The organism is Paenibacillus sinopodophylli (assembly GCF_005930355.1).
Lineage (GTDB): Bacteria > Bacillota > Bacilli > Paenibacillales > Paenibacillaceae > Pristimantibacillus > Pristimantibacillus sinopodophylli.
In genome coordinates, this window is record NZ_VDBO01000001.1 from 1,776,284 (window position 1) to 1,791,798 (window position 15,515).

Sequence of the window (15,515 nt, forward strand, 5' to 3'; positions counted from 1 at the left end):
GGGATCCCCTCTCCATATGGAAATATATCTTACGCATTTATTATCTGGTTTTTCGGCGGCTGCCTATATAAGGTTGCTCCATGTCCTCTTTGTTTTGGTTCGATTGTTTCTACCCCTGACAAACAAAATCGACATCTCTGTTGATCAGAGATATCGTTTGCGGAATTCCGAAGGCGTCAGGCCCATATTTTTCTTGAAAGCGATGCTGAAATAATTCGTATCCGTGTATCCGACCGCTTCCGCAATCGCTGACACCTTCTGCCTTGGATCAAGCAGCAGCTCTCGAGCCCTCTCGAAACGAACACGGGCTAGAAAATCAGCGAAGCACTCGCCGGTTACCTGTTTGAAGCGTGAGCTGACGTACTTTGGGCTTAGATGCAAATAGTCTGCGAGCCCATTCAGACTCGCCTCCTTGTGCAGATGCTCGCGAATCCAATGACGGGCATCCTCGAACATTTTGGGAACCGCAAATTCCCGTGATTCACGGATCCATTGCCCGACCTTCTCGAAGTAGTCGGATATAAAAGCCACGATCTCGCTCCCAGTCGTCATTCGAGACATTTCGAGAAGCGGATCGCGGCAGAAACGCCCGCTCCTATCCGGCAGCGGAAAGTCCTGAACGACGCGCATGACATACAGCACGAGCTGCGTTGCCATAAGTTTCACTTGACGCGAGGGCAGCCCGGCGAACTGCGCCGTCCATTCTTGCAGAATGGATGCAATCGCCCCATCGTTCCCTGCACGAATTTCGGTTAACAGTATTAATTCCTTGTCGAGCAAGCTTCGGTTGTTCGTGGCCGCGATCTGCACGCTCTCATAGGGAATGATCTGCCCATCACCTATCCAGCCCTTGTGCTCAGCAGCATGGACAGCTTCTGTGTAGGCCTCTGGCAGCAGCTTGAGCTCTGGTACAAGCCGGCTCGTGCCTATCGTGATTGATATGTCCATATACGATTGAACGGCGGCACGTACGCTCTTGGCTGCCTCGATTACCGTCTCTTTGCCAGCGGCAGACAGCACGATGAGCATCCGATCTGGAGAGGCAGCTGCTCCATATGCTGCAGCACAGTTCTGTGCTGCTTCCGTTGACAGCTTCGCGAATGCTACACCGTACAGCTGACGATCATCGGCCGTCGACAGGCGTGTCGGAATAATATCCATCTCGCAGCACAGCACCGAGAAAGGCGGCTTTGCTTCCGCAAGCGGTGAACGGGCGGCACGGAGCGCCTCAACGGCGTCTCCCCACGACCGCCGCTGCAGCAGCAAATCCAGCATTGCATATTCCTGCATGCGATGAAGTTCCCGGCTCCGCCTTGCATCACTGCTTTCGTCTGTACGCCCGCGTCTGAGCAGTCGTTCTTCCGCTCGAAGCAGGCCGGACGCCAGTTCTTCTTTCGTAATTGGTTTGAGCATATAATCGACCGTTTCGAGCGTAATCGCCTCTCGAATGAAATCCATAGAATTATAGCCAGTGAGAAACAGCAGCTGAGTCTCATCGTCTATCGCCCGAATACGGCGTGCCACATCCAGCCCGCTGAAATCAGGCAGGTTAATATCAAGCAGCACAATGTCCGGCTTCAGCTCCTCATATAGGCGAATCGCCGTTTCCCCATCTTCAGCAGCTCCCGCCACATGAATAGGAAGCTCCATTTGCGCAATCAAATGCTTCAAGCCTTCACGAATATGGTGTTCATCGTCAACGATCAACAATCGACGCATCGTATCCCCTCCTAGGACTGCTCCTCATGAATTGGAACGTACAAAGTAACCGTCGTATATTTTCCGAGCTCGCTTGCGATTTGAACGCCGTATTCGGAGCCATAATGTCGAAGTCGTTCATGAACGTTTCTTAGGCCGAATCCAATTGCATCAACTTCTTCCAGCTGCCCGTCCAGTGTTCGCCGAATTGCATCAAGCCTTTGCTCGGATATGCCGTTCCCATCATCGCTGATCGAGAAGCGCAGACGCTCCTTCTCCCGTACACCTGTCAGCATCAAGTAAACGATGTCCTTTCTCCGCTTTGCGCCATGATAGATTGCATTCTCTACAATAGGCTGGAAAATCAGCTTCGGTACGCGGCAGTGCAAAATATTCTCATCAATCTCCGATATCCATTCCAACTTGTCCTTGAAGCGGAATTGCTGGACGCGCACATACGCGCCAGCATGTTCGGCTTCATTAGCGACGCGAATTTCCTCGCTTCCCTGACTAAGCGCTATTCTGAAAAATTTGCCGAGCGCTCCAATAACCTCGGACATCTCGTTCTGTCCGTTCGCAAGCGCCAGCCCATTCAGTGATTCCAACGTATTGTATAGAAAATGGGGATTGATTTGCGCCTGCAGAGCCCGAAATTCCGCTTCCTTCCGTGACAGCAGCGCCTCATATACTCTGTCGTTCAGCTCTTTGTTTTCCTGCATCATTCGCTCGAATCGATCACCAATTTGACCAACCTCGTCCAACGGATCGAAGGGCGGCAGAACGACAGCCATGCCACTCGTCGTGCTCATCAAGCGGCGCAGCCTGCGAAGCGGACGCCTGATCGTATCACTCATCCGATAAGTAACGATCCAGCCGATCAGCAGCACCACAAGAAAAGTTTCAATTGTCCATCTGCCGATCTGATTGGCATCCTTGAACAACGCATCTCCATCCGCCAAATGCAGCAGTGTCCATTGATTCGCCGCGAGTGGTGCATAAGAGACCATCGTCCGTTTGCCATTCCAGCTCGTCCAGCCTTTATCCTTTGTCGGGGAGGCTTCCGCCTCTACCGCGACTTCACGCAAGGCGCGATGATCAGCTATCGCGTCCTCTGGCATTTGATAGACCGGATTACCTCCGCTGTCTACGATCCAGAATTGTTCCTTCTCATTGGGATTCAATACCGATATGCCGCTAAAAAAATGCACCTTCTCGATTTCCAGCATTAGAAATCCAATGTCTTCGTAATTTCCTTCCGTCTGCCTTAGCAGCTTGCCGACGTACAGATGCTCATTATCATCTGACGGGTCTAGGGTGCCATGAAAGGGAGAGCCGTCGTGCCACATAATGCGATTGTCGCTTCGCAGCTGATCATAGTAAATGCGGGCTTCAAGCTCAGTAGGGAGACCCCCGAAACGGATCGAATCGTTTCCTTGATAGAACGACTGATGCTCGCCGCCTCCGGGGGCATAGATAAGTGTGGATATAATGTAGGATTTCGTCTGCGTTTGCGCTCGAATGATTTTATTCACCCGATCCACGTTGCGAAGAAATTCGTAATCATCCTTCGGGCGTAGTTGCAAGATCGCTTGTACTTCGGGGTTGCCTAGAATAGCGTTAGTCAAATCGTGTAGGTCGGCAATTGTGCGGTTCAAGAAGCTCTCGCTCATTTGCCTCGATTGCGTGGCACGCTCCTCCGCCTTGCCGACGAGAGAGTGCACGGCTATGCGGTGGAAAGTAAAGGTAAGGACGAACATCGGCACGACCGTAAGCAGCAAGGTAAGCATGAGAAATTTACCGCGTATCGTACGGATTGTCCAAACGTTTCCTCGCCTTATTTTCATTCAATGTCCGCCTTCCATTCGTTCCATTCGATTTGAAGGACTTTTATTCGTAATCGTGCTCTCGCTCTCGTATCCAAACCGTCATTTCTCCTTCGTCGCGATTGGCCCAAGCATAATACGGCACAAACGTAGCTTTCGTGCGATGCTTGGCATAACGTTTTGTTGTATACAAATCGGAGGACACCTCGTCATAAGCTGTTCGCCAAGCATCCTTCGACTCGATGACATAAACGCCTCCCAACAGACCCTGCACGAACGACCCATCGAATGCCGCGCTAGCGGAAAGCTGCAAATCTCGAAGATTGGCGCCATTGTCCACTTCCTCCAAGCAATAAATGACAGGGCCTCGTTGAACGGCCGTTTTACCGCTGGCTTCCCTAAGCTCGGGATGCGGCCTCACCAGGGCAACGCTCATGTCCAGCTCCAGCTCGACGATGTCACCTTCGTTCCATACCCGGTGGATTTTGGCATAGCCTTTCTCTATAATGCCAGAAGCTTCAAGCTCGGCGCCGTTCAAGCGTATAATCGTACGCTTGGACCATGAAGGTAGACGAAGCGCAAGCGCGAATTCCGCCGTACCGCCGGACATCTCAAGCACGACATTTCCTGTCCAAGGATAGTCCGTTTGTTGGCTAATGGTGATTTTGTCGCCCTTGAACGTCTGCTCAGTGCGACTGCCAATATACTGATGCACGTACAGCTCATTCTCATTCACCGAGTAGATATAACTACTCAAGGAAGCAATGAATCTGGCAATATTCGGCGGGCAGCACGCGCAGCCGAACCAAGGCTGCCTGCGCGTTCTCGCGCTTGGAATATCGTCCCTTCGACCGCTGACGACGGGCCAAACCTCTAGCGGATTAACGTAAAAGTAGCTTCGTCCGTCCAGCGAAATGCCGCTTAGTAAGCCGTTGTACAACACCCGTTCGATTACGTCGGCGTAGCGCGAATCCGCCTCGATCTGAAGCAGGCGCTGTCCCCAATTTAGGAAACCAATCGCGGCGCAGGTTTCGGCATATGCGCGATCATTCGGCAAATCATAATCGAACGAGAATGCTTCATAATAATCGGAGGAGCCTATGCCTCCCGTCACGTACATTCTGCGCTGCACGACATTATCCCACAGCGACTTGACCGCAGTTAACAGCGATTCGTCGCCATATTCGTCAGCGATGTCGGTTGCTCCAGCAAATAAATACACAGCGCGCACAGCGTGTCCGTCCGCCGTCTCCTGTTCGCGAATCGGTGCATGCGATTGAAAATAGTCCATCGGTCTGCGATCAACACGTTCCTTGCGCCCGGCGGCGAGCCTCTTCGCAAGCTCAACATCGAAATATTTGGGCTCCCGTCCCCGCTCCTCGACGAAAAACCGTGACGTCTCCAAATATAACTTATTACCGGTCAGCTTATACAGCTTAACTAGTGCAAGCTCGATTTCCGGATGACCACAGTAGCCCGGCAACTGCCCTTCCTGAGCTCCGAAAGTCGAGACAATATGATCTGCAAATTTACACATAATTTCGAGTATTCTTCGATTGCCCGTCGCTTCGTAATAGGCGACCGCGGCCTCCAAGAAGTGTCCCGCATTATACATTTCATGATCGTCCCTAACGTTCTCCCATTGCTCTCCAGGCTTCTGGAGCTGATAATACGTGCCAATGTAGCCATTATCCATCTGTGCGCTTGCGATCAGCTCGATGGCTTCGTCCGCGAGCTTCTCCAGCCCCTCATCACGCTTCTGCTGCAGCACGAAGCCGACCGTCTCCAACCATTTCGCCAAATCGCTGTCCTGAAACACAAAGCCGTGATGTCCGCCAATTCTGCCTTCCGCAGCAGCACGAAAATTAGCGATTGTACCGCTTTTCTCTGCCCCTTCAATCCAATCATTAAGCGCTTCCCATTGATAAGGCACGACAACGTCCCTCACCTGCTCCTGTCTAGGACTCCAGAAGCGATCTTCAATAGTCGCTTTCGAAACCGCTACCGGATTCATTTTTCTCATTGGTTTATCCCCCCGCCGTACATGGAATGGCTGACTCTTTCAAATTAACATGCGGAGAGAGCGCTGTCAGTCCGTCAAAACAATACAATTGGTAGATAAAACCGACTATTATACGTTTGAGCAAGAAGGCTTATTTGAGCGCAATCCTCGATTTGCATAATCAATTGATTGACTCGTATGCAAGGAGACACAACTATAACAAATAATTACAAGCAAAATAAACGGCCTCCGTCCCATTGCATGCAGGACGAAGGCCGATTAACTGATTTTAATTTGTGTATAATCAACATGTCATTTATTACATTAAACCCTTAGCAAGCCACGAAAGCCTCTCGCCGCATAGTAGGACTCTGCGCCATTGTGGTACACGAAGACAGTGTCGTAGCGGCGATCACAAAAGAGGGCTCCGCCACGTTTCCTAATATCAGCAGTTGTTATCACCCAGCTCGAAGTTTTCGAATCGAAATTTCCGAATTCCTGCAGCTTCCGATATTGTTCTTCTGTTAATAGCTCAATACCCATGTCATTAGCCATATTCACAGCGCTATTGGCTGGTTTATGCTCTTTCCTTGATTCCAGCGCTGTATGGTCATAACAAACACTTCTGCGGCCTTTAGGGCTTTCAGCTGAGCAGTCAATAAAAATATACTCATCCCTCTGCTTATCATAACCAACAACATCCGGCTCGCCTCCGGTTTTTTCCATTTCATTGAGCGACCACAATTTTTCAATATTAGCTTCGAGCTTTACTTGAATATCGGCCCATAGCAGGTCTTCATGGCGGTTTGTATTTTTCTCAAATCGGCCTTTTAATGTTTGAAGCAGCCCTTCAGCTTGCTCAGGTGCCAGTTCCTTTTTTGTCATGTTCGTTCCTTCTATAATAATACGCTTGACCCCTCTCTATTCGGTGCCGCTGATGAGCTTACAATGTCTCCGTACTAAGTGTAAATCCTTCAATGACCACGTCTTCGTCAACTTCGATTAAGATGCATCGTTTACCTCTATAATTAACCTGTTTCACATACTTTAAATCTTGAGGACTCACGGAAATCGCAGCTACCTTCGTATCGATCTTAATCGACTTTGAAGTGAATTTCGGAATGACGCTGCTCGCTTTGAGCTCATAATTTTTGTCATCGACAACCGTCTGGAACGCACGTTCCACCTTTTCTGTGGTCACATTCTCGACGCCGCTTGCAGTCAGCATAAGTTCCACATCCTTATAGTCTAACTTAGGGGGATCCTCCTCCTCACCCGTTACGATGATCTGGTGAATTTCCTCATACACCTGCGCGAGCGTTGCGGCATCAAGCTGTTCTCCTGCCACTTCCTTTACAATTTCCTCAAAAATAGCTCGTTCTTCCTGCGCCGTCACTGATATCTCGGCATTCAAGACCTGCTCAATAAAATACGGATTCGGTTCATTTGATTTCCCCGCACAATACATAATGCGATTCACGTCAGAATAATTGTCCGTCACGCTAGGGTAGAAAAACCCTTGCTCCGGAGCATTTAATTTAATGATCGGATCAACGAAAACGTTATACTTGAACTCCCGCTCAACATAATCGAACATGAGGATATTCCGTTGCTGCTCTGTAGCATTCACACTGCACAGAATGAACGGATTTACGAACAGCTCGTCCTTCTCGCTCCCCCCGGACTCTTCATTCTTTTCTTTGGTTGGCCGAAAATATTGTCCGCGGACGAACGTAACTACCGTATCCCGTTCATACTTCGTATCCGCCAACATTTTCTCCACCATCAGCATCATCAGATCATTCCATTCTTCCGAATTGCCGGTTACCAATGCTTGATGGAGGAGCACCTGCGAAGGGTCCTCAGCCTCAGCCATAAACTTTAACTCGAATAACTTCTGATCCAATTCGCCTGTCAGTAGTTTCTTGAAATTGCTCATGTACAGCTCCTGCTTCTCTCTATCCAACAGGACAAAAGGCTGACGCTCGTAATGATAGACTTCATTGCTTTCTTTCATGATGTACACATTAAGAATGTCGAATAGGCTGAGCAGATCATTATCCAGCTTAAATTGTTTGCGAATATGTGCAAGTTCTTTCTTTATCATGTTCCGTCAGACAACTCCTATATGTTGATATCGCCTTACCAGTATAAACGATTGTATAAGAAATTTGTAACGGCAGCACTCTTTCGCTTGAGCCTTGCTCTCCATTACTCATCTATTATTCAGATCAAGATCCTCGATCATATGGAAAAAAACAGCCATCTGATCGTACACACTCCGCAGATCATACTCACCTTGCTTTTTCTTAATGCCGCTGTCAATAAAGTTTTTATGTGACCATACCGCAACAAACATAGAAGAATGATGGAAGGAGATCATCATCGGGCTTGTATGTCTCTTGCAGAAATCAAGCAGCTGAGACATAAATGATGGGCTTAGAATAGAGTGTGCTTCTGCTTCGTTATCTGTACGAACAGTAAAATAGTGACTAAATTCAGCATGCTCAATCGCAATAGCCTTCGCTCTTTTGCTAGTTGTCGAAGCCGCCTTTTGAAGCTTCTTTGCAACAAAGCTACCCACTGTACTGTTGGACTTCATGAAATTCGTCTCTATTACCGTTAGGCCCTCGAAGTCTCTTTTGAAATCAGCTATAAATAATACACCCTTAAAAGCAGTAGTTTTATAACCATCCGAATCGGAGACCTCATCTATTGTCATTTTCAATTCAGACATATGAAATTCGGTTAAGCCATATTTCCCTTCAAAATAATCCTCTCCGGTAGTATGCTTTTTTCCAAAAACGAACAGCTCACTCGCATCAATCCATTCATCGCTAATGCGTGCATTATGTACATAATGGCAGTACTTTTCATACTTTTCTGTTTCATTTGGCAGCTTCGCAAACTTGAGCATGTTATTTGCTAAGGCTCCTATTGCTGCTTGCTTTAGCTCCGCATTGTAGACGGCCCGCCCTTTGCGGAAAACACGAATGCTATACCATAAGGAGATTATCCATACACCGATCATAAAAATCGTTAGAAGAGAATATTCCACAGTTTGAAAAGTAACCATTAAAATAATCGTAAAAATCAAAAATACAGCAGCTGCCTTAAGCAGCTTTTGGTTCGTTTCTGCTTTAATGTACCTCAGCTCATCATAAGGAAGGTTGATATCAGTCATTACTTTTTCATAAGTGGGAAGCATGAACCCATTTCTCCTTTACCCATTTTTTTAGTTATATCGGCTTTTTCCGTTTTTTATTAGAGAGCATATGTTCATTTCTTCCATTGTCACAGTAAATCCACATGATTACATGCCTGACATTTTTAATACCTTTCAGCTGCTGCACTCATGCCAAAAACGCCACCTTCAACAAAGTGGCGTTTCCGAATCGAACTTGTTGCCTTAACAACTCAGTCCTTGCACTCTATGCTTGCAAAAGTATATGCCTGTTGATCGCTAATGATCAGAGCATTTAGCTGATAGCCGAACTTAATTCCGCCATCTATACCGATCATTTGTTTCCCGAACCACGGCTCAAATACCATCGATTTATGAAGTCTAGCGGATACCTCGTGCCCGAACACAATCTTTTTAAAGATCGGCAATATGCCATCATGAGCGTGGAACTTCCCTCTAATCCAACGAAAATCCTTAATTGAAGTATAGCGCCAATGTGATAATTGCGGATCAATACCAGCATGCACATAAATATGGTGTTGGTCTTCCACGAAATACTTTAAATTCCGAAGGAAATGAATGTCAGTGGCGTACTTCTGCTTGATAAAACTTCGTGCCTTCTCATCATCCGACTCATCCTCATACCACGGACAGAAGGAACGAATCGTTTGCATGCCTCCATTACGGGCTGAGGTATATGGAGAAAGGATGTAATCTCGATCATCCAGCCAATTCAGAAACATATCGTCATGGTTTCCGCCAATTGCGCTTACCCCGCTTAATTTAGCCAATCCTCTTACATGCTGTACAACCTTCATTGACGAAGGTCCTCCATCGACATAGTCGCCAAGCAATACAAGCCGATCTTGAATCGCGTTGTACTGAACCTTGTCCAGCAATGCAATGAAAGTCTGATAATAGCCATGAATATCTGAAATAACAATAGTTCTCCTCATCCTAATACATGGACCTCCTGATTACTTATGAGAGACAACTATTCCATTATAACAAGGGAGCACCGATTGAGTAAATGATGATCATCAACATCAGAACCGTAATGTGATTCAGCGAGAAAATAAACATCGAACGAGCCCATTTATCTTCCTTCTTCTGACGGTATCCGACCATGCTCAGAACGAGCCATCCCAAACTGAGGAGTGCATTCGCGACAGCGATATAAGGATTGAAGGACCAAAACAAGAAGCTGCATAGGATCAAGGCAACCAAGTACACGTTCATCTGCAAGTACGTTCTCCGAATACCCTTGACGACCGGCAGCATCGGAATGTTAGCCGCCCGGTATTCCTCCATGCGGCGAATCCCGATCGCGTAAAAATGTGGCATTTGCCAAATAACCATTAATAAGAACAAGGCAATGGCACCTGAATGCCAAATATCAGGTGATATGGCGGCCCAACCGATTAGCGGAGGCATCGCACCTGACAAGCTTCCTACTTCCGTGTTGTATATGGTTCTACGTTTCGTCCACATCGTATAAGGCACGACATAAAGAAAAAGCCCTAGAAATCCGAGGAACGCAGATAGCGGAGAAGCCATATATAGGGCGAATAGACCGCCGAGTGCGATCCAAATCCCCATGAATAGCCCGCTCCTAGTATCAACAATTCCAGATACCGTTGGTCTATTCTTCGTCCGTTCCATAATGCTGTCGATATCGCGGTCATATAAATTATTGAAGACGCCGGCTGCTCCGATTACTAGAGCAGATCCGATTAACACCAACAAGATATGACCCATTTTGTCAAAAAACGATAGGTCATGAATGAACATCGCCATGCTCACCCCAGCGATCATCGCGATGAGGTTTGATTTAATAATGCCTATCTTTATCGTTTCGAAAAGTACCTTTGTGATGGAGATCGGAACGCGCTCGATACTTATCGTATTGCTTTGGTATTGCATGACAGTGACACTTCCTCTCGGTAATTTCACTTCTATAGGTTACCATACCCTGTCGTTTATGTACGATTCCTCAACGAACCCTCATCATACTGTCAAAAAACTATGTCTCTTTTGTGAATATTTCAGTTGTGAGTCCCTTTACGCTTGAGAGTATGTCCCAATCGGAACGATAAATAGACTCCGTTTCTCACAAGATTCCTCAATCACTTAGCAACATCTTAAATACCAACACCACACCTAAAATATAGGACCTATATCGGCCATTTGAAAGCGGATACAATGAAGTTGGCCCGTGCTTCTAAAACGTAATGAGTCATTTAATTCGGTTTAGTTTGAGTCGTTACCCAAGAAAATATGTTACACAAAACGAATACGAAGGGGGATTTTTTTTGAAAAAGGGAATTTCGATAACTTTGGTCATTTGTTTGTGCTTATCGATGCTGTCAAGCTTCGGAAGTCTGACAACGGTGACGGCTGCAACGGAATACGAAGAAATCAGCATGGCTACTGGTGATGTCTATTATGGAGATTTCGTCTGGGGTAGTTGGTATTTCGATTGGAATGTAGATAAGACAAAAAAACTGGTCAATGGGCATTTACAATCTGAAGGCAGCAACTCCCCACTTACGACAGAAGAAGTATATACACATGGAGACCTAGTCATGATTGGTTTGGATCGGGAGGAATCATTCAAAAAAATACAATTCAAAGCCAAAGAAAATGGACAAATGCCTTACAAATTCAAGCTGGAATATGCCAATACGGCTTTGTCTTCCCCGCCTGATGTTCCTCAAGCGAAAACAACAATTGGAGAGTACACAGACTATAGTATGGAGGGAGATACGATTACGGTCGAACTAGAAGAAACGATAACCGCACGCAGTATTTGGCTTCAAGCCTTGACGGACGGGGCTGATCAAGAGCCAGGCGCAGCACCGTGGTCTGTTTCTGAAATACATCTATTTAAGGAGAATTTTAATACAGTGCCAAATGCACCAATCGATATGACTGAGGTAGATCGCCAAGAGAACTCTCTCTCTTTCAAATGGTCGACCTTGAACAACAATTACTCAAGCTTCGATATATACCGATCAGATAATGAACACGGTGAATATGTGAGAATAGGCTCTACAACAGGTGCTTACTCTTTCGAAGATAATGAATTACTTCAAGATGTAACATACTACTATAAAGTAAAAACAATCAACCCTATTGGTGAATCGGAGTTTAGCAGCGTGCTTTCGATGAAAACCAAGCTGGCTGTGGCTGAATTGGCTATTGCCGAAGCCGATGGCCTCATTACACTTTCATGGTCGGAGGAAGAGCATGCTTCCAGCTACGAAATTTATCGAGCAACAGGAAAATATAGCAGCTATTCGCTGTATGCTCATACAGAGACTACAACTTTTACCGACGATGTTACTGGTGAGAAATATCGTTACTACTACAAGGTGCGCTTTGTGAAAGAAAATGGCGATAGGTCAGACTTTTCTGAGGATGTCTCCTTGGAAGGAAAACTATTCGGGGATACAATGACCATCTACAGCCCAACAGACGATCACGCAATTATCAACAGCATGACAGCGGAAACGGCTAAGAAGATGAAACCGATGGCTTTGGCTGAATTTAGCACCGATCGTTATGCTTACTTATTTAAGCCAGGAAACTATAACATTAATCCAATCGATGTTGGCTATTATACGTCTGTTTATGGTTTAGGCGCTACTCCACTTGAGACCATCGTTCCGAAGATACAGGTAGCTGCTTCCGAATACAATTCATTGACGAATTTTTGGCGTTCCGTCGAAAATATCGGAATGGATGCTGGAGATCCTGAGAGCGAAGTGATGTGGGCAGCATCACAGGCGGCACCCGCCAGAAGGCTTTATGTGAACGGAAAATTACAATTTGACGATAATCAAAAGCATGCTAGCGGAGGCTTCTTGGCAGACAGCTTCGTTACTGGTCAGACCGGTTCATATTCCCAGCAACAATATTTCCTGCGAAATAACACCTTCACCTCCAGCTGGTTTGGAGGGGTTTGGAATATGCTGTTTGTCGGCGTGGATCATGCACCTCCTGAATCAACCGACTGGCATACGACTTCTTATGCGTCTTACACCGTCGAGGATCAAACGCCGATCGTAAGAGAAAAGCCTTTCCTTTATATGAATCAAATCAGCGGTGAATACGATGTATTCGTTCCAAGCATAAGGGAAAACACAAGTGGTGTATCTTGGTCAGATGGAAACCCCGGCGCAGGTATTTCAATATCCATTAATGACTTCTATGTAGCAAGGGCAGCCGTTGATACAGCCGATACAATCAATGCTGCGTTAGATCAAGGCAAGCATTTGCTCCTGACACCTGGAATATACAAGATCGATAAACCGATTAAAGTAAACCGTGCTAATACCGTTGTTTTGGGAATTGGAATGACGACAATTATTCCTACAAGCGGGAACGATGCCATGCAAATTGCGGATGTAGGCGGCGTCACTGTTGCTGGCCTATTAATTGATGCCGGTGAAGCTGGTTCCGAGCATTTACTACAAGTGGGACCTGAAGGCTCATCTGCTGACCACAGCTCGAATCCAACACTTTTGGCAGATGTATTCACCCGTATTGGAGGAGCCGTTGATGGCAAAGCGGAGGTTTCCGTGGAAATCAACAGCAATGATGTTATTGGAGACCACTTCTGGCTATGGCGTGCCGATCATGGGATGCATGCAAACAGTACAGGTTGGACAAAGAACGTTGCAAAAAATGGCGTTATCGTTAATGGAGACGACGTAACGATCTACGGGCTGTTTGTAGAACACTTTCAGGAATACCAAACAGTGTGGAACGGTGAGAATGGAAAAACATTTTTCTATCAGAGTGAAATCCCTTATGATCCGCCATCCCAAGCCGATTATATGAGCCATAACGGCACAGTCAAAGGATATGCATCCTATAAAGTGTCTGATCATGTGAAATCTCATTATGCGGTAGCGCTAGGTATTTATGATGTTTTCGTCAAAAATCCGGAATGGGTTGAACTCGAAAATGCAATGGAGGTTCCCGATGGGTCAACAGTGAAACATGCTGCTATCGTTTCTCTAGGCGCTAATGGCGGGACTAACCATATTATTAATGGTTTAGGAGAAGGTGTTCAGAAAGGAGAAGCCAAAAAATCAGGTATTAAATTGTACAACGTAGAACGTGTTCCAGAGACTAGAACGGCAGCCTATGATGGTTTAGCAGGTCATTTAACGCTTTCAGGCAAAAATTATGATTTTTCCGCACTAAATTGGAGCAAGATGATTTTTAAAGGGTCAAACAACAGCTTGGTTCTTGACGCCTCCATGGTAGCAAACGTCCATATTACTTGGAATACAATGACCATTTCTTTGAATGACAATGCCAAAAAGCAAGTTGCAGATCTCTTTAACTATGAAAATGGCAGCATAGAAAATGGTGTCGCTCTATCGGAAGATTATATGACGGGTGCATCCGAAACCATTCTTGTTTTGGACGTAAGCGGGTTAACACCGGAAGGGCCATCGCCAAATCATGGTGGAGGGAATAACAATACCTCATCACCTCACACTAATTCCCACATGGAAGCTGCAGCCGTCATGATCAACGGAAATACGATTAACGCCGGAATGGCGACGACTGATACGATTAACGGGAAACAAATGACCACAATCGTTTTGAATGAAGAGGTCATATCTGAGCAACTTAACGCAGGAGAAGCTGGCATCACTTTCTCGATACCCGTAATTAGCGACAGTGCTGTCATTGCCGGTCAATTAAGCGCACAACTCGTTAAGCAAATGGAACAAAAACAGGCGATTATAGAGATTCGGACCGAACATGCTGCATTTACTCTGCCTGCGATACGAATCAATATAGACAATATTTTAGCTCGATTCAATAAAGACACTGCTCCACAAGACATTATAGTGAGGCTAGAGATCGCAGTGCCTTCAACGGATATGATCCATATGGTTGAGCATGCAGCAAAGAACGGTGCATTTAAGCTGCTCGCTCCTCCACTCGATTTCAATGTTTTCGCTTCATACGGAGATCATACAGAGGAAATTTCAACGTTTAATCAATATGTGGAACGCTCATTCCTAATTCCCGATGAGATTGATCCGAAACAAATTTCCACAGGAGTCGTTGTAGAAAAGAACGGAACGGTTCGCCATATCCCAACGAAGTTAGTTACCATTAACGGAAAGCTCTTTGCAATCATGAATAGCTTAACCAACAGTACCTACGTTCTTGTTTCGAGTCCAGTCGCGTTTGCAGATACTGAGAAGCATTGGGCGAAAGAATCCATTAACAATATGGGTGCACGAATGATTATGAATGGTGATGGTGCCAATCAGTATTATCCAAATCTGAGCATTACACGCGCGGAATTTGTTGCATTGTTGGTGCGAGCACTGGGGATAAAGCAATTAAGTGAGACACCTGTCTTTACGGACGTTGATGTAACCGATTGGTTCAGCACAGTCGTTCAAAGCGCTCACGAGTATTCGTTAATAAGCGGCTTTTCAGACAGCTCCTTCCGTCCGAATGAGCTAGTGACTCGCGAGCAAGCTATGATAATGATGAGTAAGGCAATGACTTTAACAGGACTGAAACCGAAATCACCTGCTGCAAATGACAGTGAAGTGCTTCAGCCGTTTATTGATCAAGGAGAGATCTCCACATGGGCAAAAACTAGCTTTATTGACAGTTTAGAAGCAGGCCTTATTACGGGAAGATCAGCTACCATTCTTGCACCAAAAGGCTTCATTACACGTGCAGAGACAGCAGTGCTTATCGAACGTCTCCTTCAACGCTCTCATTTGATTTAAGCCAACAAGCAAGGGTGCCCCAGTAGTCA

At 46.2% G+C, this 15,515-nt stretch carries 9 protein-coding genes; 1 reads left to right on the forward strand and 8 read right to left on the reverse strand.

Annotated features, from left to right (window positions below):
* Nucleotides 1-144: 144 nt before the first annotated feature.
* From FGT79_RS08085 to cyoE, 8 genes are all read right to left on the reverse strand, one after another.
* Nucleotides 145-1,719, reverse strand: a complete 1,575-nt coding sequence (locus FGT79_RS08085; protein ID WP_138752184.1) for a response regulator — start codon at nt 1,717-1,719, stop codon at nt 145-147.
* Nucleotides 1,720-1,730: 11 nt separating this feature from the next.
* Complete coding sequence (locus tag FGT79_RS08090; protein WP_138752185.1) at nt 1,731-3,542, reverse strand: cache domain-containing sensor histidine kinase; 1,812 nt, start codon at nt 3,540-3,542, stop codon at nt 1,731-1,733.
* Nucleotides 3,543-3,585: 43 nt separating this feature from the next.
* A complete protein-coding gene (locus FGT79_RS08095; RefSeq protein WP_138752186.1) occupies nt 3,586-5,544 on the reverse strand; it encodes a glycoside hydrolase family 127 protein in 1,959 nt (652 codons plus the stop codon).
* Between the two features lie 303 nt (nt 5,545-5,847).
* Complete coding sequence (locus tag FGT79_RS08100; protein ID WP_138752187.1) at nt 5,848-6,408, reverse strand: DUF4256 domain-containing protein; 561 nt, start codon at nt 6,406-6,408, stop codon at nt 5,848-5,850.
* A gap of 58 nt (nt 6,409-6,466) precedes the next feature.
* Complete coding sequence (locus FGT79_RS08105) at nt 6,467-7,630, reverse strand: DUF4317 domain-containing protein (protein ID WP_138752188.1); 1,164 nt, start codon at nt 7,628-7,630, stop codon at nt 6,467-6,469.
* Between the two features lie 108 nt (nt 7,631-7,738).
* A complete protein-coding gene (locus FGT79_RS08110; RefSeq protein ID WP_138752189.1) occupies nt 7,739-8,731 on the reverse strand; it encodes a DUF3137 domain-containing protein in 993 nt (330 codons plus the stop codon).
* A 209-nt stretch (nt 8,732-8,940) separates the two neighbouring features.
* Nucleotides 8,941-9,663, reverse strand: coding sequence for a metallophosphoesterase (locus FGT79_RS08115; protein ID WP_138752190.1), 723 nt, complete (start codon nt 9,661-9,663; stop codon nt 8,941-8,943).
* Between the two features lie 46 nt (nt 9,664-9,709).
* Nucleotides 9,710-10,630, reverse strand: coding sequence for a heme o synthase (gene cyoE / locus FGT79_RS08120; protein WP_138752191.1), 921 nt, complete (start codon nt 10,628-10,630; stop codon nt 9,710-9,712).
* 389 nt (nt 10,631-11,019) lie between these two features.
* Here cyoE and FGT79_RS08125 point away from each other — a divergent pair, with 389 nt between their 5' ends.
* A complete protein-coding gene (locus tag FGT79_RS08125) occupies nt 11,020-15,486 on the forward strand; it encodes an S-layer homology domain-containing protein (RefSeq protein WP_171056124.1) in 4,467 nt (1,488 codons plus the stop codon).
* Nucleotides 15,487-15,515 lie beyond the last annotated feature (29 nt).